Origin of the sequence: Cupriavidus sp. BIS7 (assembly GCF_000292345.1) — a bacterium.
Lineage (GTDB): Bacteria > Pseudomonadota > Gammaproteobacteria > Burkholderiales > Burkholderiaceae > Cupriavidus.
The window spans coordinates 19,374-43,099 of record NZ_ALOU01000014.1; the positions used below are offsets into that span (position 1 = coordinate 19,374).

The window sequence follows — 23,726 nt, forward strand, 5'->3', positions numbered from 1 at the left end:
CTCAATCAAGGAAGAACCCGTTCCGCCTCATCTCTGTCAGTGACTGCCTGAAGGCATCGCATACGTGTTCGAGATCGGCAAGGCTATGGGCGTGGCTCAAGGCCAGGAAATGCAGTTCTGGCATGTACACGCCATGGGTGCGCATGTAGTAGGCCAGCGCGATGCCGGCCTTGTAATTGCTGCCACCCTGAATCTCACGGTAGTAGCGCGTCTCGCGATGGGAAAAGCTGATCGTGAAGATGGTGTGCAACATGACAGTCCCCGGGGCTTAGTAGACAAGCGACGCGGATGCGACTGACATGCCGGAACTACCCATCCAGAACCCGAATCGTTCGCCGCGCGAAAGCGATCCATCCTGTGCATGCAGGGCGATGGAAGCCGGGATGGAGGCGGCGCCAAGATTGCCGTACTCGGGGTAAATGAAGCGCACGCAGTCGCCGAAACCTGCTTCCTCTGCCCACGACTGGATGATGGGCACGGAGCCGCCGGTGTGTGCAAACACATGGCGAATGCTGTCGCGAAACGGCTCAAGCTTGCGGAGCACGTCCACCATGAATGGATGGGCGTGATTGAACACCTGGGAGCTGAACGACGTGAAGGCGCCAAGCCCATTCAGGCCGATGCGTTCGCTTGGCATGGCACGCCCGGCATGGCCTGCCAACGGGATGGTGCACAGATCTGCAGTGCCCTTGTCAGACAGGTAATTGAACGTCCAGGGGCGATCCGGATCAGCACGCAGCAATGTGGCAGTGGTGCCATCGCCGCCGCAGTAAGCCGAGAAACAGTAGGCAATGTCGCGCGTGCTTTCCAGGGTGAAGTTGCTTGGGTAAGCCACGCCTCCCGGAAGGTAGAACGATTCCGCGTTCACGATCAGCGCAGTACGGTAGCGGCCACTCTGGAAGAAACCTTGCGTGACATCGCAGGCGCGTGTCCAGGCCATGCATGCGTCAAGGATGTCAAAGCAGTGGACGTTATTCATTCCAAGGGCATGGGCGATGAAGTAAGCATCGGCTGGTTCCATGAAGCCTCGGCAGTTGCCGGCGTAGATCAGCAGATCCACGTCGTTTGGGCGGCACCCTGCCTGTTCAAGCGCCTCATTGCAGGCTTTCAGCATGGGTTCCAGTGGCCGTTCGCCTTCGCTGAACCAATAGCGCGTGCGGGAGCCGATCTCCTCCAGCATCCACTGAATATAGTTGAGTGCCTGCTGCAGATCGCCCTTGAAGCCGGGTTCGCTCAGCTGACGAATCTCCTCAAGGATGTCCGAGTTGGTCATCTTGCGCGAGGCAGGAATGAACGAAATGCCATCGATACGCATTGACGTTTCTCCGGTTGCAATATTCAGGTGTTGGAATTTGGCGCGTGCCGCTGGTCGATCATCGCCACCAGGTTGCCCACACGAATGACGGGTTCCTGTCCGACGAGTACCGCACCGCTGAGCACCATGGCGTTGTCCAGAAGCCGCTCGATCCGCCCTTCGAGTGTCAGCACGGTGTCGAACGGAATGGGGCGGAGCAGTTCTACGCCGCTGATGGCGCCTAGCAGGATGTCCGCCGGCGAGACATCGCTCCTGCTCAGGAAGCAGAGCGCGATGCCCGCCTGTCCGAGAGATTCGATGGCAAGCCCGGACGGATAGTTGGCGGGCGCATTGCGTCCCAGCAGCGGCGAGTCGCGGTGAATGACTTTGCTTGCGCGGATACTGGCGCCTGCCCTGTAGGTGTGAATCCTGTCGAGCAGAAGAAATGGATAGCGGTGCGGCAGTACACGGGCAATATCGCGATGCGACAGCGCTTGCGCTGCGTCTGGCATGTCCAGGCTCGGCAAAGGCTCAGCGGCGGGTGGGGTACATCCGCAGGTAATGGTCGCCCTGGCGTGGATCTCTCCGCGAACGCTGGCGGTTGCCGTGACGGTTGCCGAACCCGCATCCATGGCCTTGATGGATGCGTCGAGACTCACCACGTCACCGGGCAGTACAGGGGCCAGAAACTGAATGCGATCGACGGCCTTGGCGCTGGCGGCCATGCCAAGGGTGCGACTGGTCAGCTTGACCGAAAGCTGGAGCAGATGGTCCAGTAGCAGCACGCCGGGATAAATCGGATTGCCAGGGTAGTGTCCCAGCGAAAATAGGTCGCCACCGCTCACGTACAGCGTTTCGTGCGACGTGGCGTCCTGAGGTTGTTGCGAAATGTCTGCGAGTCTGGTCATGTCATCGATACCGGCACGAGTTCCTTCCGAGTTGATCGACGCGAAGCCAACGGACCGGTGTAGGGCGGCCACACGCAAATGGAGGCTTCACGGCCATGAGGGCTCCTAGCCGCAGCCTCCGGCATGGTCGAATATGGTGGATGCGCGTGGGGCGTTACCGGTGCGCATGTCGGTGGCGCCAGTGAGGCGCGGTGTTTCGTTGATGGCGGCAAGGAACTCGTTCAGGCGGTCGATCCCCCAGAATGCGTTCCGGCCGACGGTGAAGTACGGCACGCCAAACACGCCCGCATCTATGCAGGATTTCAGGTGTGCAAGGCCTGACTCGCGCGCCGCAGCGTTGGTTTGCGCGCCGGCAAGTGAATCGGGGTCGAGCCCGAGTTCCGAGGCAATTCGGGCAACTATCTCCGGATCGCAGATATCCAGCCCTTCATGCCAGCGCGCATGCGTTGCCCGCACGAGAAAGTCCAGCCCCTTTCCTGCCGCATCGGCGAGCACCCAGGCCAGATGTGGTACCTCCCAGTTCGGCGAAGCGTCTAGCGGCCAGGTGGGGCGCAGCCCGCGCCTGGCCGCCAGCCGCGCGACATCCCTGAGGATGTAGAGATGCTTCTCGCGCGACATCGTGCTGTAGAGGAAGGCCTGGCCCGACTGGCCAAGCTGAGCCTGGTACTCGGCGTCCGGCTCCCAGAATGGCACCAGACGCAGTTGGGCGAGGAGCTTGGGATCTGCTTGCCGCAGATCATGCAGCGCCAGCCACGAGTAGGGACTGCGCAGCGAAAAGTAGAAGACTGGAGTGGCTCGCACGGCTTGCCCTCCTTAGCCTGCTGCCTGACGGCCGCCGGCGCGCAGCGCGTTCGAAACCTCCTCATCAAACGTCACCAGCGACCAGTCGCGACGGCCATCCACGGCGGCGTAGCCGTGGGTGATGACTCCGGTAGCCGTGTGAACCAGTTCGCCGTTGCGCTCCACGTAGCAGTCCATGCGCGACCGGTAAGTGGTGTCCTTGAAGATGTCTTCCACCGTGAAGACCGTGTAGAGCGTCTCCTCCATCATGGCTTCCTGCAGGATCTGCAGGCTGGCCTGTGGCACCACGGGAATCCACCGTTTCTTGGTCAGCAATGTACGGATGGAGATGCCTCGCTCGGCCACGAAGAGATCGAGCACTTCCTCCATCAGCCGCAGGTAGCCCGAGTGCTGGAGCCGGTCGTTGTAATGACAGTAGAAGTAGGGAACCCGCCATTGCCAGACGAAGCAGTTGGCGTTGTCAGGGGCCAGGGCGTGTCGCACATCTGGCGGTATCGCGCCGGGTTGCCGTGCGGTTGCCAGACCGGCATCTGGAATGTTGCGAGGCTGGCCGCGCACGATACGCGAACAGGTGTATGGCGCCAGCTGTGGGTCACCCGCTGCAGGTTGAGCGGTGACGACGCTGTCATCGAGGCGGAAGACGACATCCACGGTCCCGGTCACGGCCTTGAGTGGCTTGCCTTCGCGCGGCACCGTCACGGTAACGGCAACCCTGAGCGCACCGGGGGGAGCCTTGGCATCCGGCTCGACCTCGATGTCTACCAGGTCATCAATGTGCAATGCATGCAGGATGCGCACGCTTGAATCAACGATCTCCAGGCACAGACCCTTCTGCTCGTACAACTGGCGCGGGCCCATATCGTGCGCGCGGAAGTGTTCAAGAACAGCTTCCTCTACACAGTACATGACGTGCTTGAAGCCAATCCAGGCGCAGATGTTGCACCCCTCGAAGCGCGGCTTGATCTGCGTGCGCGTACGGTTGAAGGTCGCGTTTGCCGGAGTTTGCTGAGTCATAGGGTTACCTCCATGAAATGGGATGGTTCGGTGCCGGTACCGCGCGCGGCGCAGAGGCCGGTTGGCGTTGGGCAATGAGCGGCCAGGAACTGCTCGGTCTTCTCGACGATTGCCTGGCGACGGCTGCTGATCAGGAAATGCCCCGCGTCCTGGACTACGTCGAGCGTGGCGGCGGGAAGGTCGGTGGCCAGTTTCGTGACGTCGGACAGCCGGGAGCAAAGGTCATCGGCGCCGGTGATGACAAGTGCCTGCTGCCGTATGGGGTGCAGCGAAAGGAATGGCATTGACGAGAACAGCCGCCAGAACTCGATCCAGGCATGGCTGCCGAAGCTCTCGCACGCGGCTCTTGTCATTCGGGTGAGCACGTCGGGCGACAGCGTCCTCGAAGTGCGAGCGAGGATGCTCTGCTCGACGAACGCGGGGAACTCGTCGATGTAGCGCTTTAGCAAGTGCCAGGTAACGCCACGGCGCGATGGTGCGTAGAACGGCGATATCAGGGAGGCGGGTGCCGTCGCTCCGGGAAACGTTCGATCCTTTGCAAGCAGGCTCACGAGCGTGCTTGCACCGAATGAATGGGCGATCCAGGCATCGGGCTGGATGTCGAAGCGCCTTACGCCTTCGGAAAGCCATTGCTCTGGCGCCAGAACGCTTCCCCACAAGCCGTCTTGCTGGCCGTTCCAAGGCATGGCCAGTGCGATACATCGGTAGCGCGCCGAGAGTTGCTGAACAAGTGGGTGCCAGACGTCGACGGATTCCATCATGCCGTGTACGAACACCACCTGGGGGGCATCGACCGGGCCGCAGGCGTGGAAGTCGAGCGTGTAGCCGTCTATGCGCGTGGATTCCGCAGTCATGACGCGATGCCCTGTGGCTCGATGGCCATGGCGCTGCAACGTCCATCGCCCCAGCCCGGCCCACTGACTATCATCGCCCCGCTTCGGGCGCTTGGTGTGCCGGCTCGCGCCTGTTCGCAATGGTGAACCAGCGCCAGAAGCGGGCTGCAGCCGTATGTTCGGTCGGTGAGCGGGCCCATGTCGATCGACATATGCTCCGGCTCAAGCCACGCCGGCATGTTCGTCCGATGCAGATGGCTGCGCGATACGTAGCTTCGCTTGGGCGAAAGCCTGGCCAGCAGGCCATGCAGATCGGGAGTTCCGCTCGAATCTGCGCGGCCAAAGGCGTAGTCGCCCATTCTGGCCACGCCGCGCGACGCGTCGCCGGAGGTGCCCTCGAGAACCACCGCTGCCGCAGAATCGAGCACGGCGGCATCCCCTTCGTCATTAACCGATCGTTGTCCGGCGAGAAGGCTGCGCACGGCAGGCCCGTCTGTTTCCACGGCTACCACGAGCATGCGTCTGGCGCGCCCGTTGCGGATGGCATTGGAGGCCAGAACCAGTGCGTCGATTGCCGCAGAAGCGCCCGAGCAGACTGTCAGGTTGATGGCACCCAGGCCAAAGCGAATGGCAATGGCGGCAGACACCACGTTGCTCGATGCATTGGGAAGGTCCATCACGCTGGTGGCATTGACGTGCTCGCGGCGAATGATCTCCGCGGCGCGGCAGACGGTATCCAGGTTGCAGGTGTTCGTGGCCACGACAACGCCAAACTCGGCATCGCCCAGCGGTTGGCCTGATGCGTCGGAAAAGCCGGCATCGGCGAGTGCTTGGCTGCATGCGCAAAGTGCAAGCAGCGTGGCGCGCTCCTTGTAGCGGAGGCCCTTTTTTCCAAGCTGCAGCGCGGGATCGAACAGAGCCTCCGACGCGGGCCCGGCGGCCAGTGCGTCGGAGAGCGTGGCGTGACCATGAAAGGCAGGAATCTCCCAGCCCGCGCCGGTGACGACTACCGAAGGCTTGGACTGGATCATGATCCTCGCTCCAGGATGGCAACAGCGTTCACACCACCAAAGCCGAACGCGTTGACCTGCGCCAGCTCCGCGTTGATGGGGACACTTTCATTGACGATATTCATCGACCTGGCCTCTGGCATCAGGTGTTCCAGGCCGATGGTGGGTGGCAGAAGCCCGCTGTCGAGCGCTTCGATGGCCGTGACCACGCCCACCAGCCCCGACGCGCCGGAGGTGTGTCCGGTCATCGACTTGATTGCGGAGATTCGCGGATGAGAGGCCATCTCTTGCATGACCTGCTGCATGGCGACCGCCTCGGCCTTGTCATTCAACTGGGTGCCCGTTCCGTGAGCCATGACGATATCGATGTCATGCGGCGAGACAGCTGCTCGCTGGTAGGCATCCTGCATCGCGCGCATGATTCCGGCCGCGTCGGGCGCGGTCTCGTGCCAGGCATCGCAACTGGTGCCCACGCCGCGCAGCGTGGCCAGCACTTTCGCACCGCGTGCCAATGCGCCGTCTTGACGCTCCAGCACCACGGCGGCGGCGCCGTCGCCCATCAGCACGCCTTGCCGGTCTCGATCGAACGGCCGCACAGCATCAGGTCGAACGGGATTCACGTGATCGAGAAGCCCGAACATGCTTTTCGTAACGGTGTCGCAACCACCGACGATGGCATAGTCGAACGCGCCGTCACGCAGGAAGTCCTCGGCCACGGCCAATGCAAAATTCGAGGCCGAACAGGCATTTGCGAGAGTGACGACGGGGTAATCGACCCCCAGATGCTGTTGTACAGCCGCTTCGAAATGCAACTGGTCGATCGACATGGGCAGGCCGTCGGTCCAGAACAGTTCCAGGCTGCGTAGCTCGCGCAAGCCGGTGCCCACGACTATGACCGCGCGGCTGTTCTCCGGCAGGCGCGCTTCATGTACCGCTGACGCGATGGCCTTGCACAACAGGGAGGACGCCCGCAGCGGGCGGTCGATGCCGTCCGGTCGGTCGGCGATCTCGTAGGCATGCTGGACGTTGAAGTGAGTGGAGGTGAACGATTGCAGCGCCTTGCGGCCGGAGCGTCCGGAGCAGAGGCCTTCGAAGCACGCGGCCTTGTCGGCGCCAACGCTGGTCGTCATGGCGGAGCCGGTAATCACGCAGGTCATCGCGATTCCCCAGAGTGCGGGCCCACCTTGCGCACGATCATGCAGCCGACGTGGCCGGTTTCGGTGGTGGCCAGAACCATTCCAGCGGGCGAAGCGATGTCGTGTGCCCGTGCTTCCAGATGCGAGAGCAGGTGGCAGAGGGCAAGCGCGAATGTGGCGCTGTACGTGTCGCCGAACTGCTCGCTCAGAATGGTGTCGTGGACCGTGAGACCGGGTGCGCGCAGGGCATCCACCGCACGCCGCTCGTTATCCGCAGCAAGGGGTTCGGCGCCACCGCACAGGCAGCAGTCGGTCAGGTCGCCAGAATCCATTCCGGCCTGTTGCAGTGCGTCCCGGATACAGTCGAGAGCACCTTGCCGGGGATCGCCCGTAGCGGGGTCGTAATAGTGCCGATAGCACAATGCGGCAATCTCGAAACCATCGGTCACTCGTGGTTCGAGTACGAACATGCCGCAGCCTTCGCCAAGCGCCACATCGTTACGTTTTCCCTGGTGCATCAAGGCACGATGCGCCCAGGCCATCTGTGGGCTCATCTCCTCCACCGCACCGGTAAGCAGGCAGTCGGCGTAACCACGGCGGAGTATCTGCGAAGCGTAGTGCAGCGCCAGCAGGCCGGACAGCCTGCCGCCGGCAATGGTGGCATTGACCCCACGGGCCTTGAATCGAATGGCGCACTGACCCGCCGCGCAATTCATGACGGTGTTGGGAAACCGGGCCGGATTGACGCGGAAGGGCCGGTCCTGCACGAGTGAATCGCGCGTAAAGTCGCTGGAACTTCGGATGCTTCCCGTGCTGGTGCCGATGACAAATCCGACGCGTTCCGCTGGATCGCCGGAATACGGTCCGAGATCGCCGCGCAGCAGCTGCGCTGTGCCGAGTGCAAGCCCGGTGATGCGGTCGATGTTGCGAATCCCCTTCTCGCCGATCAGCCCGGCCAGATCGAGGTTGGCGGCGCGATACCTGACGTCTGCCGGGTAGTCCCCCTCGGGTGCCGGCATCTGTGGAATCGGCTGGCCATGATGGCGCAAGGCATCGGCACCCACGCCCATGGCGGAGATGGACTGCCAGCCAGTGATGGTGATGCGGCGAGGCGCCCGGGTTGGGCCGGGATACGGTTCAGTGGTGTCTTGTTTCATGGCGCCCGTAAATGGTGATGGCGTTGTTGCCGCCAAATGCGAAGCCGTTGTTCTGCACGATGCGCAGGTTCGCGGGCCTGGAATGGTTCGGCACACAGTCGACGTCGCAGCGATCGTCCGTCGTATCGTGGTTGATCGTGGCGGGCAGGAAGCCCGAGTCGATGGCAACGGCGCAGGCAATGCTTGCCAGTGCGCTCGCTGCCCCCATGGTGTGGCCAATCATTGATTTGATCGACGACACCGGTGGCTTGTGCTGGCCGAATACGTCAGCAATTGCTCCCGATTCCGTGATGTCGTTGGCAATCGTGCCGGTGCCGTGTGCGCAGATGTAGTCGATCTCGCTGGCGTCCACGCCTGCATTCCGATGGGCCAGCCGGATACACCGTGCAATGCTGTCCTGATTGGGCGCGACCATGTGCTCGGCATCGCAAGTCAATCCATAGCCGAGCACCTCGGCATAGATGCGTGCGCCCCGGGCCAGCGCGCTGTCAAGCGACTCGAGCAGCAGCACGCCTGCGCCTTCTCCGGTAAGGAGTCCCTTGCGGTTCTTGTCGAACGGCTGGCACAGAGATGGGGCAATGGCGCCTAGCCGGTAGAAGCCCGCAAACGTCTTCCGGCAGACCGAGTCGGCGCCACCGCAGAGCATGACGTCGCTGTCGCCCAGGCCGATGCAGTCGTACGCGTACCCGATGGCATAGTTGCCGGCCGAGCACGCCGTGGGGATGGTCATGACGCCGCCGCGCAGCTTGAACGCACGAGCGATGGCAAACGAGATGTGATGCGATGGCACCTGCCGGACCAGGGCGGTGTCGATGGAGGCGTAGCCTCCGCGCACCGCCTGCTCCGTCAGCTGGTCGATGATCTGGGATTCACCATCCGTGGTGCCGATCGAAACGCCACAGCGGCCATCCGCAAGCTGTGCGGCGCTGATACCGCTGTCACGAATAGCCATGCCGGCGGCTGCCACCGCGAACTGGGCGCTACTTCCGATTGTGGCTGGGTCGATTCCCGTGATCCAGTCGCTCGGCACGAACTGCTGCACTTCGCAGCCACGGTGACTCGCGAATCCCGTGGTGTCGAATGATCGAATATCCGACACGCCGCACGTACCCGCGCGTAGTGCCTTGGCGAAGGCCTGGACGCCCATGCCGATGCTGCTGACGGCACCCATGCCTGTTATGACGACGCGTCGCATGATGGTCTCCGTGACGCGTCAGGCCGTCTTCGACGCAGCTTCGTCGACCACCTCGCAGACGCCCTGCAGGTTCACCATCCGTGCCAGGGCATCCTGCCTGATCTCCAGGCGGAACGCTTTCTCAAGGCTGGCGAGAATCTCGATGGCGCGCAGTGAGTCTGCGTCGTGATCCTCCTTGAACAAGCTCGTCATCGTCATTTCGGCTGGATCGATTTCGAGGATCTCGGCGACGATTTGCTTGATGGTCGTGATGCGGTCGGATGAAGTCATGTTGAGCTCCTGGTTGGGCGGAAGAATTTCAAAAACGGCCGCAGACGAACGCCAGGAATCGGCGCTCATGAACGGCCACGAGAAGAATTGGTGCGTCACTTAGAAGTGCGGGAAGCGCAGAAAGCATCGGTGCCAGAGCGCCGGGGCCTGTGCATGTGCTCACCTCGACGTTAGTGCCGAGTACCCGTGGCAACGCGAGGACAAGGGGCGCCGCAGATTCGTCGTGGGCGTTTGCGATAACGATGACGGTTGGGGAAGCCGTTACAGCGAATTGCCCGAGCCCTTGCAAGAGCCGCCGGCCAAGATCGCGAGGCGATGCCGCGCGGCCCCAGCAGAGCGTTGCCAGACGGCGGCAGGGCCAGGCTGATTCATCATTCGCCAGACGCAGTGCTACGGCTCCTGGCAGTACGTCGTCGCCGGTATCGATCGGGAGCGCTTCCTCGGTTGCAATAGCGATGACGTTGTCAGCATGTCCGGCACGAATCGCATGTATGCCGAACCATAACGCCTCGAATCCCGACAAGAACGGCGAAGTGAACGTGGAACAGAAAGCGCGAGCCTGAAGTGCGACGGCCACCCGTGTGGCAGCCATGTTCGCGGAAAAACTCGGCGTGCTGACAGCGTTCAGCGCATCGCCGCCATCGGTGAGCACAGTTCTGTCCATGTCGTCGCGTGCTGCGTAGTCGGCAACAGACGTGCCAAGACAGATGGCCAGCCGCTCGGGCCGGTCTGCAGGCCCGGTAGTGCAGCACGCCGCTGCGGCAAATGCGTAGCGGGCGCTATCGCTCCAGTAGCGCTGACGAGCGGCGCGCGCATTGCGCGACGCCTCGAACCAATCGACGGTGTGCGCTGAGGCGGGACGGCTGGTCGTCTTCGGAATGTCCTCAACCGACAAGATTCCGGGCGCGATCACACCATGCGATTCCAGATAGATGTTGGTCACGCTGAGGCTCCCTGCAGAACCAGCGCCACGTTGTTGCCACCGAACGCGCTGGCCTGGACGAGCGCGCGCAGCGAATGCTTCTGCGCCAGAGGCGCCGTCATGCGTATTGGAATCGCCGGATCAGGCTGCTCGCACCGACCGCCTGCCGGCAATTGACGACGTGCCAGCGCGTAAGTGGCCGCGAGCAGCGAGAACATCCCCGATGCTCCTGCGGTGTGACCGATGTGGGCCTTGATCGACAGCAGCGGTGGTATCGCCGCATTGCCGCCGAAAACGTTGGCCAATGCCTCGGCCTCGATCCGATCGTTGGTCTCGGTGCCTGTTCCATGCGGGACGACGAAGTCGATCTCGTCAGGTGATGTCCGCGCGCTGCGCAGCGCCAGATCAATGGCGCGTGCGATGTCGCGGCCGTCTGGGTGAGGTGCGGTAGGGTGATAGGCGTCGCAACTGAGACCTATGCCGGATATGCGGCAATAGGTGTTCGCTTCCGATGTCTCAGAAGGCCGCCGGATGAGTACCGCGGCTGCAGCGCCTTCGCCGAGAACGGTGCCGCGACGCCGCTTGTCGAATGGGCGGCAGCGATCGGGGTCGAGCGCATTCATGCGCTGGAAGCCGGCCTGGCTGACACGAGACAGACAATCAAACGCGAGCACGATCATCGTATCCGCCTGGCCTGCCAGAAGCAGCTGCGCAGCGTGGGCGACGGCGTATAGCCCGGCCGTGCACGCGTTGGCGTTCACGAAGCATGGTCCGTCGATTGTCGCGGGCAGCGTGTCCGGCAGTGTGGAGATCGTCCGGTATGGATTGCTGCCGGCAAACGCGTATGCAATGCCATCGGCACGCATCTGCTCGACCGTCCTCGTATCGCCAGCAGCCGTGCCGAGCGCCAGTCCGGTGATGCCGCGGTGCGGGGCGATGCCGCGAAGCTGCGCGTCCTGCAGCGCTTCAACGATTGCAGCACGCGCCAACGCGTCGAAGTCATCGACCTGCCCGGCGGACGCCGGAATCCGGTAGGCGTGGCGCAACGCCTTACTCTGGGCGGGTGGAAAGGGAATGGCGTTTTGGTCCGGTCCGTTGGGTGGATCGAACAGTGCTTCCCAAAAGGCTGCGGTGCTCTGGCCGGCAGCACTGATGGCGCCCACGCCCGCGATGTGGATCTCCTGCGTGCCATTCATCGGGAGACCTCCCCGCGCGGCACAGCACCAGCGGAGATGCTGAAAGCCATCAGTGAGCCGAAGCTGGCAACGATCCGGTCTTCGACGCACGACACTCCCGCCAGATGCGCGATATTGCGACCAACGCTCGTGAGCTGGATCTCGTGACGCAGTTGATCTCCTGGCAGCGCATTTGAGCCGAACTGAATATCGCGGAACTCTCCGAACAACATCAACGATGGCTGTGATGACCCGGAGCCGAGGAAGCCTCTGCGGGACAGCAGCAGTCCGGCACCCTGTGCGAACGATTCCACGATCAAGGCCGGTGGGTAAGCCAACTCGCCCGCGCCCGTGTCATGTCCGGCGTCGCGGTAGCAGGGCTCGTTGATGGTGACGTTCTTGTAGGCAGTGGCGCGATCCTTGTCGCATCTGTCCAGGGCAAAGCCATCGACCAGCAGCATGGGGTAGCGATGCGGGAGCACTTCAACGGGAAGGACACCGTCGCGGGCGATGGCCGGTGCAGAGCCGGTGTGCTTCCGAAACGCGCCTCGATCCGGTTCGCCGATGCCGATCACGCCATGCGCGACGTTGGTGCCGGCCTTTGTGAAGGCGATTTGAATTTGCTCGGGGTCTTCCCAGTGCAATCGCAGGACGCACGTGTCTCCGGGCAGGATGGGGTTCACGAAGCGCAGCCTTGAAACGCTGCGGATCTGGTGGCCCGGCATTGCAGCCTGTTCCAGCGCGTACTCGGCCGCCCGTATTGCCATTTCAAGCAGGAATACGCCGGGCAGTACCGGGTGGCCCGGGAAATGTCCGCGAAAACACTCGTCGTCGGCGGCAAATTGCCAGACGAACTGCCAATCGCACGGTGCGTATTGCGTGCACGAGCGGAATGAACGAATTCCACGTGCGATGGGAGCGGAGAAGGTTGCCATGCTGGTCACGCGCACTCAGATGACCATGCCGCCGTCGATCTGGAATACCTGGCCAGTGACATAGGCGGCGTCCGGAGAGGCGAGATAGCGGACCATGGATGCCACCTCCGCGGCCGTGCCGAATCGCCGCATCGGGATCTGGGTCAGGGCGGCAGCAACGACGCTCGATGGCAAGCGCGCGGTCATGTCGGACTCGATAAAGCCGGGCGCGACCGCATTGACGCGAATGCCGAATCGGGCAACTTCCTTGGCAAGGGAGCGCGTGAATCCGATCATGCCTGCCTTCGAAGCCGCATAGTTGGTCTGCGTGGCATTGCCATACACGCCGGCAATCGACGAGAGGTTGATGATCACCCCCGACTTCTGCTTCATGAAATGGAAGACAACCGCGCGGGAGAGATTGAAGGTGCCGGTCAGATTGGTGTCGATGACGGTGTCCCATGCATCCTGGGTCATCGTTGCGAGCGGAGCATCGCGGGTAACTCCCGCGTTGTTGACCAGTACGTCGATTCGGCCAAAGCGGGAAAGCGCTGCGGCGACGAATGCGTTGCAGGCGGTGCTGTCTGAAACGTCGCACTCAAGTGCCATCGCAGGAAGGTTCGCGTCAGTCAGTTGCGAGAGCGTTTCCAGGGAAGAGTCGCTGACCTTGCTGTAGCAGTAGGCGATGGCGTAGCCCGCGTTGGCAAGTGCCAGGGATATGCCTTGGCCGATGCCGCGTGACCCACCGCTGATCAACGCGACGGGTCGCGAAGAGAGAGAGTTGCTGATCATGCTGACTTGTTCCTTGTCGGAAGTTTGTCAGAATTTCAGCAAAACAATCTAGCTACAACAACTAGCAGATCTGGTAGGTGCGACGGTGTTTTTGCGGAAGCGCAAAGATGCGCACGTTCATAGCCAGCCGAGTCGAGTAGCTCGAACAACGGCACACGTCTTGTTCGGAGCATCCAGTTTGACGACTGCATTGCGGATATGAAAATTCACCGTGTGCTCGGACACGGAAAGCAGGCGCGAAATCTCCGCTGATGTTTTACCTTCGGCCGCACGCCGCAGTACCTCGCGTTCGCGTTCTGTCAGTGGTGAAAGGCGTTCCTGCGGATGACGCACAGTGATCTCGCGCGCGAGCGCCAGAAGTGCGACGCAGGCAAACCAGGACTCTCTGATCTCGCGTTGATCCAGTCTCCCGTTCCTCCGAAACAACCGACCGATTCTGAGAAGTGTGTTCTCGCGTCGGCCGCTTTCTGAATTCGGGTGCGGCGTCGCGCTGCTGCTAAGGCCAAAGGCCTGGGCAATGTGCAGAAGCGCATTGCTTCGTGCCGACAACGATTCGGCGCAGATCTCAAAGCCGAGCAGCCTGGCGGCGGACGTAATCTTGTCCAGAACCTCTTGCTCTGATGCGGCTCGTACGCTAATGCAATTGAGATGGTCTTGCCAGCTGTTCATTGCTGTCCTCGCGCGACGAAGAAACTTCAAATTGGAGTCTCGAGGTCATTCTGTGCGCAATCATCAATTATTGAAATATGACGCGGTCAGGCAATTTCTGAGTTCTTTGATGACACGCGGCAGCTTCGCCATCTTTCGGTGAAGGCACACGCATCAGCTACGCGCCTGAGTCGGCCTACCGGTTCGGCGTACAGATCGATTCAACGCAACCGTGCCCATCACAATTCCAATGGCATCCCCCCTCTCGCAGAAGCTTCCGATGGCACATTGGATGCATCGCTGTTTGGATGACTGACCAGGGAGGTATCAGACGATGCTCGCGAGGACCATAGTTGCGGCATTCTTGACCAGCGCCTCGGGCGCGCTGCTAGCGATGACCGCTGAAGACCTGAAGCGTGCGGATGCGCTGTACCAGGCCAACTGCGCGGTATGCCATTCGGCCAGCCGGGGTGGCTACGTTGGGCCCGCCTTGCACAAGGACAGGCTCGTCCAGAGCGAGGCCGCGTTGCGTGGCACGATCATGACCGGCATCCCCGACACCCTGATGCCGCCGTTCCATTCCCGTCTGGCGGACGCGGACATTCGCCTGCTGGCGCAGTACATCCACACGCAACCCGTAGGCCGGCCGGAATGGTCGATGCAACAGATTCGCGACAGTCTTGAAGTTCTGGTCGACGAAACCACGCTTCCATCGAAACCGAGCTATGCGATCGAATCCGTCTACGACTTGATGGTGGTCATGGCACGCGGACGCTATGGGCGCGGTACCGGCGCGGATAACGCGAAGACGGTATTCCTCGATGGCAGGACGAACAGGATAGTTGGCGAGATTGCTACGCCTGTCGCGCCTCACATCATGGAGTTCAGCCCGGTTGACCAACGGTGGGCGTGGCTCAAGAGCGATGACGGCCATGTCTACAAGATCGACCTGTACTCGCTCAAGGTTGTGCGCAAGATTCGCACCGGCTTGACCGGACCGGGCATCGCCGTATCGAACGACGGCAAGTGGCTGGCAGCAAGCTCGTTTGTGCCGAACCTCGTCGTGATCCTGAAGGCAGACACGCTGGAGCCCGTGAAGTATCTGCGCCTGGAGGGCAGGGACCCTGATGGCAAGTTCATTCAGTCGGCCGGTGGGCCAGTGATCGGCAGCCGGATCAACAACAAGTTTGCGCTGACGCTGCGACAGGCCGGGCAGATCTGGATCGTCGACCCGGATCGGGAGGGCATGCCTGTCACCAGGCTGGAGGCGGTCGGCCGCATGCTGCACGACACCTTCCTGACGCCCGATGGACGGTATTCGATGGTTGCATCCTATGGCGACAACAAGATCGTCGCCATCGATCTCAAGGAAGACAAGGTGGCCCGCGATATTCCCGCGGGCTGCCAGCCCCACGTTGGCTCCGGCGCGGTGACGCCGGTTGGCGGCCGGATGCTCGCGTTCGGTACCAACATCGGCCAATGCGAGAAGGGTGACGTGGTAACGGTCTGGGATACCAGCGATTTCTCGGTGGTGAAGAACATCCCGGTGGCCGGCCCCACGGAGTCGCCGGCGGCCCACCCCGATGCGCCGTATGTTGCGGTCGATATCGTCAGCAAGGACAAGAAGGCTTCGCTGATCCAGCTTATCGACAAGCAGTCGCTCGAGGTTGTACGCACGCTCGATGCCGGAGGCCATGCGTTCTTTCCGGAGTACTCGCGTGATGGGAAGTATCTCTACGTGAGCGCGGGCTACTACGGTGACCGGGTTCGTATCTACGACAGCAAGACGCTGGAACTGGTGGCCGAGCACAAGATGGAAAGCCCGGCGGGCATCTTCTCGCGCGCCCGGACGCAATGGATTTCCGTGGGTTTGCCGCCCACACGCAAGCACTGATGGGGAGCGACTGCCATGATCGATTTCCGCTTGAACCGCAGCGCCGCCACGCTTGCATTGCTGATGCTTTCGGGAGGGCTTTGCGCCGAGACCACGAAGCTCGATGAGAAGGTGTCCGCGATCCTGCCGCTGTGTGCCTCGTGCCATGGCATTGACGGCATCAGCAGCGTCGGGCTGTATCCGAACCTGGCCGGGCAGCAGCCCGAGTACCTGGCCAAGCAGCTGCACGACTTCAAGACTGGCCGCCGCCAGGACCCGGTGATGCGGCCGATGGCAGAGCCGCTCGACGATGCCACCATCGGTGCGCTGTCTCGGTACTTCGGCACGAAGACACCTTTGCGCTGAACCATCAGGCTGAGGTGGCCTCCGGTGAGAGGCTCCCGACCCGGGCAGCCAGCGCAGATTTGAGCAGGCCCATGGCCTCGCTGATCTGGCTGGCTGTCAGCGAGGCATAGCCCAGCAGCACGACACGATCAGTTTTCGCCGAAGCCTGCCCGCATCCGGCGTCCGCCAGCGGGTAGATTCGGATGCCGCTGGCCAGCGCGTATCGTGCAATGTCGGTGGCGCGCGGGCCTTCGGCCGGCAGGTGCAGGGCGACATGCATGCCCGTGGCAATCCCGCTGATCCGGCAATCATCGCCCCAGATGGCGCGCAAGCCTGTCAGCAGCGTGTCGCGCTGCACACGGTATCGCTGGCGCAATTTGTACAGGTGCCGGCTGTAGTCGCCGTACTCGATCAATCGGGCCAGCACTGCCTGCTCGAGCCACGGGCATCCGTGGTTCAGCAGCGCCTTCCGATGCGCGACCGCCTCTGCCAGCCCCGGCGGGCACACCATGAAGCCGAGCCGAAGACCCGGGCCCAGCACCTTGGAGAAGGTGCCCAGGTAGACCACACGCTCGGGATCGAGCGTCATCAGTGGAGGCAGGGGCGCGCCGTCGTAGGAGAAGTCCCCATCGTAATCGTCTTCAATCACGCAGGCCCCGACGCGCGCAGCCCAGGCCAGCAATGCGCGTCGACGGCTGATCGACATCGTGTAGCCAAGCGGATACTGGTGCGATGGCGTTGTGTAGACCAACTGCACGGGCGCCTCGGGAAGCGCGTCGGTGTTTAGCCCCTGAGTGTCCACCGGCACGGCTGTCTGCGTGGCGCTTGCCAGTGATGGCAGATTGCAGAAGCCGGCATAGACGGGGGATTCCATGACGACGTGGCCGCCGGGGCGGACGAGGTGCGCGGCAAGCAGGTGCAGCGCCTCCTGCACACCGGCAACGATGACGATCTGTGCGGGGTCGACGGCCAGTGCGCGCGTGGCAGCGAGATAGTCCGCGATCTGTACGCGCAGCCCCCAGAGTCCTTCGGCTGGGGTGTACTCGGTGAGCGCGTGGCCCATGTGGCGCAACAGAGGGTTCGCCAGGCTGGCCCAGCGTCGCGCCGGGAAGGCGTCCGGGGCGGGGCGCCCGATCTTGAAGTCGAAGCGCACCGGAGAGGCGGGCGGAACCGCATGGATGCCCGGAGTACGCAGCGCCACGCCGGTATCACCGAACTTTCGCGTTGGCGCGGCGGCCATCAAAGCTGTCTGTCCAGCCGCGGGCAGCGAGGGTAGGCGCGGCGTATCGGTGGCGACGAAGAACCCCCGGCCCGGCTCGCCGCGCAGAAGGCCGGCGTCGGTCAGTCCTTCATAAGCGCCGACCACCGTGTTGCGTGAGACACGCAGCATTCCCATCAGGCAGGCAATCGAGGGTAGGCGGTTACCGGGCTGCAGCCGGCCCGACACGATCAGCCACTCGATCTGGCGCATGATCTGCCGCTTGTAGGGTTCGGCACCGTCGCGCGTAATTGCAATCGGCAAGCTGAAGGCGTGGTGCTGCATTACTGTGAGGACTCGCTGACCAATGCCCGCGTCGAATGCGCGGCTCGGGTCATCCTATGGCCGATGCGCAGCCCGCATCTTGTGCTGGGGCAATTGGCATCCGATTGCGCAAAGACCTTGTTGCCGCGTGTTGACATGCATGCCACGCAGCGATGGTTCGATGCGGGCCAGCCCGGACCTTAGTGGTATGGTTACGCCTTTCCCGGCTTTCCGATTCCCGCTGTCCCATGTCGCGCGCCCTGGCGATCCTCAAAGAAGTCTTCGGCTACCACGCTTTCCGTGGCCGGCAGGGGGAGATCATCGATCACGTTGCAGACGGCGGTGACTGTCTGGTGCTGATGCCCACCGGCGGTGGCAAATCGCTCTGCTATCAGATTCCGGCGTTGCTGCGTCAGCAGGCAGGGCAGGGTGTGGGGATCGTCGTATCGCCGTTGATCGCGCTGATGCAGGATCAGGTTGCGGCATTGACAGAGGCGGGTGTGCGCGCCGCGGTGCTCAATTCGACCTTGAGCAGCAGCGAGGCCTCGGCAGTCGAGCGCGACTTGCTGGCCGGGCGCCTCGAAATCCTCTATGTGGCGCCAGAGCGGCTGATGACGCCGCGCTTCCTCGACCTGCTCGAGCGCACACGCGTGGGCCTTTTCGCGATCGATGAGGCGCACTGCGTGTCGCAATGGGGCCACGATTTCCGGCCCGAGTACATCCAGCTATCGGTCCTGCACGAGCGCTTTCCCAGCGTGCCGCGCATCGCATTGACGGCCACGGCCGACGCGCTGACGCGCCAGGAGATCGTCGAGCGCCTGGCGCTGGACGACGCGCGCGTGTTTATTTCCAGCTTCGACCGCCCCAATATTCGCTATCGCATCGTCGAAAAAGACAACGCGCGCCAGCAGCTGCTTGCCTTCATCAAGGCCGAGCACATGAACGGCAATGGCGGGCACGACAGCGGCATCGTCTATTGCCTGTCGCGAAAGAAGGTCGAAGACACCGCGGCGTGGCTGTCCAGCCACGGCATCAACGCGCTGGCCTACCACGCCGGGATGGACGCCCAGGTGCGGCAGGTTCACCAGGCGCGCTTCCGCGAGGAGGAGGGCATCGTCATGGTGGCCACCATCGCGTTCGGCATGGGTATCGACAAGCCTGACGTGCGATTTGTCGCGCATCTGGACCTGCCCAAGAGCATGGAGGGGTACTACCAGGAAACGGGCCGCGCCGGGCGCGACGGCCTGCCAGCCAACGCGTGGATGGCCTACGGCCTGGGCGATGTGGTGCAGCAGAAGCGCATGATCGACGAATCCGAGGCGGACGATGCGCACAAACGTGTGTCGTCATCCAAGCTCGATGCCTTGCTGGGTTTGTGCGAAACGGCCGGGTGCCGGCGCGTGCGGATTCTGGCCTACTTCGAAGAATCGGCCGAGTCCTGCGGAAACTGCGACACCTGCCTGGAGCCGCCCGCTACCTGGGACGGCACGCGCGAGGCCCAGATGGCGCTGTCCTGCGTTTACCGGACCGCCCAGGCCAGCCGGGTGCATTTCGGCGCCACGCATCTGGTCGACGTGCTGCGCGGCAATGCCAACGAGAAGATCCGGCAGTGGGGGCACGACAAGGTGTCGACGTTCGGCATCGGCAAGGATCGCTCGGTGGCCGAATGGCATGCGATCTTCCGCCAGCTTATCGCCCAGGGGCTGCTGGTCATCGACCACGGCGGACACGGTGCGCTGCTGCTGGGCGAATCCGCGCGTGCTGTGCTCAAGGGTGAGCATTCGATCATATTGCGCCGGCAGGTCAGCAAACCGGGGAAGTCCGGCGAGCGCGGAACGCGAGGCGCGCGCACCGACCATACCGCCACGATGGATGCCGATACGTTGGCCAACTGGGAAGCCCTGCGCAGTTGGCGGACCGCCGCCGCCCGCGAGCACGGCGTGCCGGCCTACGTGATCTTCCACGACGCCACGCTGGCCGAACTGGCGCGCAGCGCCCCCGAATCCCTCGACGAACTGGCTGAAGTGCCCGGGATTGGTGCATCAAAGCTCGAACGCTACGGCGAGGAAATCCTCGAAATCCTGCAGGCGGTCTGAGCTGGGCCCGGACATAGCGGCCGGTACGCGGCCGCTATGTATACGGCGGGTATACCGCTTGACCGTTGTCAAGCCGCCTGCTAGAGTGCCAGATTCGAGTTTTTGGCTTTGGATTTCGCTCGCCCGTCGGATTTGTGACCTCAGGTTCGCAGCCGGGCAGGGCGACAGCGGGATCCGGGCGAGCTCGCGCTCTTTGGCAAGTCTGTCACTTCACAGCCCTTCCTCCTGAGCGTTCGCTCTCCTTTCCCGTCCGAAACCCGTAGTTGCTCCTCTGGTCACCCGCTGACCGAGGGGTGTTTTTGTAAAACCAAGCTGGATTGAACAATGCCAACTATCAACCAACTGGTTCGCAAGCCGCGCGTCTCTGAAATCATCAAGAGCAAGAGCCCGGCGCTTGAGAACTGCCCGCAGCGTCGCGGCGTGTGCACCCGCGTGTACACCACGACGCCGAAGAAGCCGAACTCGGCACTGCGTAAGGTCGCCAAGGTGCGCCTGACCAACGGTTTCGAAGTCATTTCGTACATCGGCGGTGAAGGCCACAACCTGCAGGAACACTCGGTCGTGCTGATTCGCGGCGGCCGTGTGAAGGACTTGCCGGGTGTGCGTTACCACATCGTCCGTGGCTCGCTGGATCTGCAAGGCGTGAAGGACCGCAAGCAGGCCCGTTCGAAGTACGGTGCGAAGCGTCCGAAGGCTGCCTAAGCTTCTACGCAAAGCAATATCCGACAGCTGTGGCGCAAGTCATGGAGCTGTCACCAGGCGGCGGTACAACGGAGCGTTTTTCGTGCGCCGTGCCGTCGAGTAAGTGGTCACCCGGCGAATTTGCCCAATCAGTTGGCAAGCTAGTTGGTGGCCGGAGAAGCGGAAATATCTGTCCGCCTCTCAACTGAATCTAAAGGAAAGAAGATGCCACGTCGTCGTGAAGTCCCCAAGCGGGATGTTTTGCCTGATCCGAAGTTCGGTAACGTTGAAGTTGCCAAGTTCATGAACGTGCTGATGCTGGACGGCAAGAAGTCGGTTGCCGAACGTATCGTGTACGGCGCATTCGACCAGATCGAAAAGAAGGCAGGCAAGGCCCCCATCGAAGTGTTCTCCGTTGCCATCAACAACGTGAAGCCGGTGGTGGAAGTGAAGAGCCGTCGCGTGGGCGGCGCCAACTATCAGGTTCCGGTCGAAGTCCGTCCGTCGCGTCGTTTGGCATTGGCGATGCGTTGGCTGCGCGAGGCCGCGAAGAAACGCAGCGAGAAGTCGATGGCGCTGCGCCTGGCAGGTGAGCTGCTGGAAGCTGCTGAAGGCCGTGGTGGCGCGATGAAGAAGCGCGACGAAGTGCACCGCATGGCCGAAGCCAACAAGGCGTTCTCGCACTTCCGCTTCTAAGGCGCGCGAAAAACGCTGTTGGTTGCCGGGCGGGCTGTGTTTTCACACATCTCGCCCGTTTGTGTTAAGGGCGCAGGTCATGAGATTTCTGCGCCTCATGGACGAATAGAGGATTAAAGTGGCTCGTAAGACTCCTATTGAGCGCTACCGTAACATCGGTATTTCGGCTCACATTGACGCGGGTAAAACCACCACGACCGAGCGGATCCTGTTCTACACCGGTGTGAACCACAAGATCGGTGAAGTGCATGATGGCGCGGCCACCATGGACTGGATGGAGCAGGAGCAGGAGCGTGGCATCACGATTACCTCCGCTGCTACCACCGCCTTCTGGAAGGGCATGGGCGGCAACTACCCCGAGCACCGCTTCAACATCATCGACACCCCGGGACACGTGGACTTCACCATCGAGGTGGAGCGTTCCATGCGCGTGCTGGACGGCGCGTGCATGGTGTACTGCGCAGTGGGTGGCGTGCAGCCGCAGTCGGAGACTGTCTGGCGTCAGGCCAACAAGTACCGCGTGCCGCGTCTGGCGTTCGTCAACAAGATGGACCGTACCGGCGCGAACTTCTTCAAGGTCTATGACCAGCTGAAGACCCGCCTGAAGGCCAACCCCGTGCCCGTCGTGGTGCCGATCGGCGCTGAAGACGGCTTCCAGGGCGTCGTCGATCTGCTGGAAATGAAGGCGATCATTTGGGACGAAGCCAGCCAGGGCGTGAAGTTCGAATACCAGGACATCCCGGCCGAGCTGCAAGCCACCGCTGACGAATGGCGCGAAAAGATGGTCGAGTCCGCCGCCGAAGCCAGCGAAGAGCTGATGGAAAAGTACCTGGGCGGCGAAGAGCTGACCCGCGCCGAGATCGTCAAGGCATTGCGTGACCGTACCATCGCCTGCGAAATCCAGCCGATGCTGTGCGGCACCGCGTTCAAGAACAAGGGCGTGCAGCGTATGCTCGACGCCGTGATCGACTTCCTGCCGTCGCCGGTGGACATTCCGCCGGTTACGGGTACTGACGAGGACGACAGCGAGAAGAAGCTCGAGCGCAAGGCTGACGACAGCGAGAAGTTCTCGGCGCTGGCGTTCAAGATCATGACCGACCCGTTCGTTGGTCAGCTGATCTTCTTCCGCGTCTACTCGGGCAAGATCAATTCGGGCGACACCGTGTACAACCCGGTGAAGCAGAAGAAGGAGCGTCTGGGCCGTATTCTGCAGATGCACGCCAACCAGCGCGAAGAAATCAAGGAAGTGCTGGCCGGCGACATCGCCGCTGCAGTGGGCCTGAAGGATGCCACCACGGGCGACACGCTGTGCGATCCGGCTGCCCCGATCGTGCTCGAGCGCATGGTGTTCCCGGAGCCGGTGATCTCGCAGGCTGTCGAGCCGAAGACCAAGGCTGACCAGGAAAAGATGGGCATCGCCCTGAACCGCCTGGCCGCTGAAGATCCTTCGTTCCGCGTGCGTACCGATGAAGAATCGGGCCAGACCATCATTTCGGGCATGGGCGAGCTCCACCTGGAAATTCTGGTCGACCGCATGAAGCGCGAATTCGGCGTGGAAGCCAACATCGGCGCGCCGCAGGTTGCCTACCGCGAAACCATTCGCAAGAAGGCCGAAGACGTCGAAGGCAAGTTCGTCAAGCAGTCGGGCGGCCGCGGCCAGTACGGTCACGCTGTGATCACGCTGGAACCGCAAGAGCCGGGCAAGGGCTTCGAGTTCATCGACGCCATCAAGGGCGGTGTGATTCCTCGCGAATACATCCCGGCGGTCGAGAAGGGTATCGTCGACACGCTGCCGTCCGGTATTCTGGCTGGCTTCCCGGTGGTGGACGTGAAGGTCACGCTGACGTTCGGTTCGTACCACGACGTGGACTCGAACGAAAACGCGTTCCGCATGGCCGGCTCGATGGCTTTCAAGGAAGCCATGCGCAAGGCCAGCCCGGTTCTGCTCGAGCCGATGATGGCCGTGGAAGTGGAAACGCCGGAAGACTACACGGGTACCGTGATGGGCGACTTGTCGTCCCGCCGCGGCATCGTGCAGGGCATGGACGACATGGTGGGCGGCGGCAAGATCATCAAGGCCGAAGTCCCGCTGTCGGAAATGTTCGGTTATTCCACGGCGCTGCGCTCGGCCACGCAAGGCCGCGCCACGTACACCATGGAATTCAAGCACTACGCTGAGGCACCGAAGAACATCGCCGAAGCCGTGATGACGGCCAAGGGCAAGCAGTAAAAGCTTTGCCGCCACGCCTTATCCGGCGTGGCGGTGTAATGAATCGAATCTCACTGTATTCCATTAGGAGCTGAAACATGGCAAAGGAAAAGTTCGAGCGGACCAAGCCGCACGTGAACGTAGGTACGATTGGTCACGTTGACCACGGCAAGACGACGCTGACGGCAGCGATTGCCACGGTGCTGGCCGCGAAGTTCGGCGGCGCAGCCAAGAA

General features: G+C 62.4%; 23 protein-coding genes and 1 pseudogene. 7 read left to right on the forward strand and 17 right to left on the reverse strand.

Going from position 1 to position 23,726, the window contains the following annotated elements:
- Window position 1 precedes the first annotated feature (1 nt).
- The 16 genes and pseudogenes from B552_RS0105385 to B552_RS29425 all read right to left on the reverse strand — a co-directional run.
- Window positions 2–253: a hypothetical protein gene (locus tag B552_RS0105385; RefSeq protein WP_019447989.1), complete on the reverse strand. Its 252-nt coding sequence runs from the start codon at window positions 251–253 to the stop codon at window positions 2–4.
- Window positions 254–268: 15 nt separating this feature from the next.
- Window positions 269–1,273: a 3-oxoacyl-[acyl-carrier-protein] synthase III C-terminal domain-containing protein gene (locus B552_RS0105390; protein ID WP_162137614.1), complete on the reverse strand. Its 1,005-nt coding sequence runs from the start codon at window positions 1,271–1,273 to the stop codon at window positions 269–271.
- A 65-nt stretch (window positions 1,274–1,338) separates the two neighbouring features.
- Window positions 1,339–2,202 (reverse strand): hypothetical protein, encoded by an 864-nt coding sequence (locus B552_RS0105395; RefSeq protein WP_019447991.1) that lies wholly within the window; start codon window positions 2,200–2,202, stop codon window positions 1,339–1,341.
- Window positions 2,203–2,307: 105 nt separating this feature from the next.
- The gene (locus B552_RS0105400) at window positions 2,308–3,003 is read right to left on the reverse strand and encodes a DsbA family protein (RefSeq protein WP_019447992.1); all 696 of its coding nucleotides are present in this window, start codon (window positions 3,001–3,003) and stop codon (window positions 2,308–2,310) included.
- A gap of 12 nt (window positions 3,004–3,015) precedes the next feature.
- Window positions 3,016–4,017, reverse strand: a complete 1,002-nt coding sequence (locus B552_RS27215; RefSeq protein WP_019447993.1) for a hypothetical protein — start codon at window positions 4,015–4,017, stop codon at window positions 3,016–3,018.
- The gene (locus tag B552_RS0105410; protein ID WP_019447994.1) at window positions 4,014–4,871 is read right to left on the reverse strand and encodes an alpha/beta hydrolase; all 858 of its coding nucleotides are present in this window, start codon (window positions 4,869–4,871) and stop codon (window positions 4,014–4,016) included. Before B552_RS0105410 ends, B552_RS27215 begins: the two co-directional genes overlap by 4 nt.
- Window positions 4,868–5,881 carry a beta-ketoacyl synthase N-terminal-like domain-containing protein gene (locus B552_RS27220; RefSeq protein WP_019447995.1) on the reverse strand — a complete coding sequence of 338 codons (1,014 nt, stop codon included), beginning with the start codon at window positions 5,879–5,881 and terminating at the stop codon, window positions 4,868–4,870. The genes B552_RS0105410 and B552_RS27220 overlap by 4 nt, the downstream gene beginning before the upstream one ends.
- The gene (locus tag B552_RS0105420; protein WP_019447996.1) at window positions 5,878–7,017 is read right to left on the reverse strand and encodes a beta-ketoacyl synthase N-terminal-like domain-containing protein; all 1,140 of its coding nucleotides are present in this window, start codon (window positions 7,015–7,017) and stop codon (window positions 5,878–5,880) included. The genes B552_RS27220 and B552_RS0105420 overlap by 4 nt, the downstream gene beginning before the upstream one ends.
- Entirely contained in the window at window positions 7,014–8,189 is a 1,176-nt protein-coding gene (locus B552_RS28080) for a beta-ketoacyl synthase N-terminal-like domain-containing protein (RefSeq protein WP_237718170.1), read from the reverse strand. Before B552_RS28080 ends, B552_RS0105420 begins: the two co-directional genes overlap by 4 nt.
- Window positions 8,134–9,348, reverse strand: coding sequence for a beta-ketoacyl-[acyl-carrier-protein] synthase family protein (locus B552_RS0105430; RefSeq protein WP_035879472.1), 1,215 nt, complete (start codon window positions 9,346–9,348; stop codon window positions 8,134–8,136). Before B552_RS0105430 ends, B552_RS28080 begins: the two co-directional genes overlap by 56 nt.
- Window positions 9,349–9,366: 18 nt before the next feature.
- Window positions 9,367–9,618 (reverse strand): acyl carrier protein, encoded by a 252-nt coding sequence (locus B552_RS0105435; RefSeq protein WP_019447999.1) that lies wholly within the window; start codon window positions 9,616–9,618, stop codon window positions 9,367–9,369.
- A gap of 28 nt (window positions 9,619–9,646) precedes the next feature.
- On the reverse strand, window positions 9,647–10,561 hold the full coding sequence (locus tag B552_RS28085) for a beta-ketoacyl synthase N-terminal-like domain-containing protein (RefSeq protein WP_019448000.1): 915 nt from the start codon (window positions 10,559–10,561) through the stop codon (window positions 9,647–9,649).
- Window positions 10,558–11,736: a beta-ketoacyl synthase N-terminal-like domain-containing protein gene (locus tag B552_RS0105445; RefSeq protein ID WP_019448001.1), complete on the reverse strand. Its 1,179-nt coding sequence runs from the start codon at window positions 11,734–11,736 to the stop codon at window positions 10,558–10,560. Before B552_RS0105445 ends, B552_RS28085 begins: the two co-directional genes overlap by 4 nt.
- On the reverse strand, window positions 11,733–12,650 hold the full coding sequence (locus tag B552_RS28090; protein WP_157160194.1) for a hypothetical protein: 918 nt from the start codon (window positions 12,648–12,650) through the stop codon (window positions 11,733–11,735). The genes B552_RS0105445 and B552_RS28090 overlap by 4 nt, the downstream gene beginning before the upstream one ends.
- A gap of 15 nt (window positions 12,651–12,665) precedes the next feature.
- A complete protein-coding gene (fabG, locus tag B552_RS0105455) occupies window positions 12,666–13,421 on the reverse strand; it encodes a 3-oxoacyl-[acyl-carrier-protein] reductase (protein WP_019448003.1) in 756 nt (251 codons plus the stop codon).
- A 117-nt stretch (window positions 13,422–13,538) separates the two neighbouring features.
- Window positions 13,539–13,724, reverse strand: a pseudogene (locus tag B552_RS29425) (helix-turn-helix transcriptional regulator); the annotation flags it as partial.
- A gap of 679 nt (window positions 13,725–14,403) precedes the next feature.
- Here B552_RS29425 and B552_RS0105460 point away from each other — a divergent pair.
- On the forward strand, window positions 14,404–15,963 hold the full coding sequence (locus B552_RS0105460) for a nitrite reductase (protein WP_026035361.1): 1,560 nt from the start codon (window positions 14,404–14,406) through the stop codon (window positions 15,961–15,963).
- Between the two features lie 15 nt (window positions 15,964–15,978).
- Window positions 15,979–16,308 (forward strand): cytochrome c, encoded by a 330-nt coding sequence (locus B552_RS0105465; protein WP_019448005.1) that lies wholly within the window; start codon window positions 15,979–15,981, stop codon window positions 16,306–16,308.
- 4 nt (window positions 16,309–16,312) lie between these two features.
- Here the strand turns inward: B552_RS0105465 and B552_RS0105470 are convergent, their stop codons facing one another.
- On the reverse strand, window positions 16,313–17,830 hold the full coding sequence (locus B552_RS0105470) for a PLP-dependent aminotransferase family protein (protein WP_019448006.1): 1,518 nt from the start codon (window positions 17,828–17,830) through the stop codon (window positions 16,313–16,315).
- A 227-nt stretch (window positions 17,831–18,057) separates the two neighbouring features.
- On the opposite strand from B552_RS0105470, the gene recQ reads away from it, so the two are divergent.
- The 5 genes from recQ to B552_RS0105495 all read left to right on the forward strand — a co-directional run.
- Window positions 18,058–19,905 carry a DNA helicase RecQ gene (gene recQ, locus B552_RS0105475; RefSeq protein WP_019448007.1) on the forward strand — a complete coding sequence of 616 codons (1,848 nt, stop codon included), beginning with the start codon at window positions 18,058–18,060 and terminating at the stop codon, window positions 19,903–19,905.
- Between the two features lie 324 nt (window positions 19,906–20,229).
- On the forward strand, window positions 20,230–20,607 hold the full coding sequence (gene rpsL, locus B552_RS0105480; RefSeq protein WP_019448008.1) for a 30S ribosomal protein S12: 378 nt from the start codon (window positions 20,230–20,232) through the stop codon (window positions 20,605–20,607).
- Between the two features lie 204 nt (window positions 20,608–20,811).
- The gene (rpsG, locus tag B552_RS0105485; RefSeq protein WP_012354147.1) at window positions 20,812–21,282 is read left to right on the forward strand and encodes a 30S ribosomal protein S7; all 471 of its coding nucleotides are present in this window, start codon (window positions 20,812–20,814) and stop codon (window positions 21,280–21,282) included.
- A 118-nt stretch (window positions 21,283–21,400) separates the two neighbouring features.
- Window positions 21,401–23,512, forward strand: coding sequence for an elongation factor G (gene fusA, locus B552_RS0105490; RefSeq protein ID WP_026035362.1), 2,112 nt, complete (start codon window positions 21,401–21,403; stop codon window positions 23,510–23,512).
- A gap of 77 nt (window positions 23,513–23,589) precedes the next feature.
- Window positions 23,590–23,726 (forward strand): GTP-binding protein (locus B552_RS0105495; RefSeq protein ID WP_019448010.1); only part of this gene is annotated, 137 nt, incomplete at its 3' end.

What these genes read in the sequence shown, in the direction of transcription:
- B552_RS0105385 (WP_019447989.1), bottom strand. Translation starts at nt 253, where the DNA reads ATGTTGCACACCATCTTCACGATCAGCTTTTCCCATCGCGAGACGCGC.
- B552_RS27215 (WP_019447993.1), bottom strand. Translation starts at nt 4,017, where the DNA reads ATGACTCAGCAAACTCCGGCAAACGCGACCTTCAACCGTACGCGCACG.
- B552_RS0105390 (WP_162137614.1), bottom strand. Translation starts at nt 1,273, where the DNA reads ATGACCAACTCGGACATCCTTGAGGAGATTCGTCAGCTGAGCGAACCC.
- B552_RS0105470 (WP_019448006.1), bottom strand. Translation starts at nt 17,830, where the DNA reads ATGCAGCACCACGCCTTCAGCTTGCCGATTGCAATTACGCGCGACGGT.
- B552_RS0105395 (WP_019447991.1), bottom strand. Translation starts at nt 2,202, where the DNA reads ATGACCAGACTCGCAGACATTTCGCAACAACCTCAGGACGCCACGTCG.
- recQ (WP_019448007.1), top strand. Translation starts at nt 18,058, where the DNA reads ATGTCGCGCGCCCTGGCGATCCTCAAAGAAGTCTTCGGCTACCACGCT.
- B552_RS0105445 (WP_019448001.1), bottom strand. Translation starts at nt 11,736, where the DNA reads ATGAATGGCACGCAGGAGATCCACATCGCGGGCGTGGGCGCCATCAGT.
- rpsG (WP_012354147.1), top strand. Translation starts at nt 20,812, where the DNA reads ATGCCACGTCGTCGTGAAGTCCCCAAGCGGGATGTTTTGCCTGATCCG.
- rpsL (WP_019448008.1), top strand. Translation starts at nt 20,230, where the DNA reads ATGCCAACTATCAACCAACTGGTTCGCAAGCCGCGCGTCTCTGAAATC.
- B552_RS0105430 (WP_035879472.1), bottom strand. Translation starts at nt 9,348, where the DNA reads ATGCGACGCGTCGTCATAACAGGCATGGGTGCCGTCAGCAGCATCGGC.
- B552_RS0105410 (WP_019447994.1), bottom strand. Translation starts at nt 4,871, where the DNA reads ATGACTGCGGAATCCACGCGCATAGACGGCTACACGCTCGACTTCCAC.
- B552_RS0105465 (WP_019448005.1), top strand. Translation starts at nt 15,979, where the DNA reads ATGATCGATTTCCGCTTGAACCGCAGCGCCGCCACGCTTGCATTGCTG.
- B552_RS0105420 (WP_019447996.1), bottom strand. Translation starts at nt 7,017, where the DNA reads ATGACCTGCGTGATTACCGGCTCCGCCATGACGACCAGCGTTGGCGCC.
- fabG (WP_019448003.1), bottom strand. Translation starts at nt 13,421, where the DNA reads ATGATCAGCAACTCTCTCTCTTCGCGACCCGTCGCGTTGATCAGCGGT.
- B552_RS0105435 (WP_019447999.1), bottom strand. Translation starts at nt 9,618, where the DNA reads ATGACTTCATCCGACCGCATCACGACCATCAAGCAAATCGTCGCCGAG.
- B552_RS0105460 (WP_026035361.1), top strand. Translation starts at nt 14,404, where the DNA reads ATGCTCGCGAGGACCATAGTTGCGGCATTCTTGACCAGCGCCTCGGGC.
- B552_RS27220 (WP_019447995.1), bottom strand. Translation starts at nt 5,881, where the DNA reads ATGATCCAGTCCAAGCCTTCGGTAGTCGTCACCGGCGCGGGCTGGGAG.
- B552_RS28090 (WP_157160194.1), bottom strand. Translation starts at nt 12,650, where the DNA reads ATGGCAACCTTCTCCGCTCCCATCGCACGTGGAATTCGTTCATTCCGC.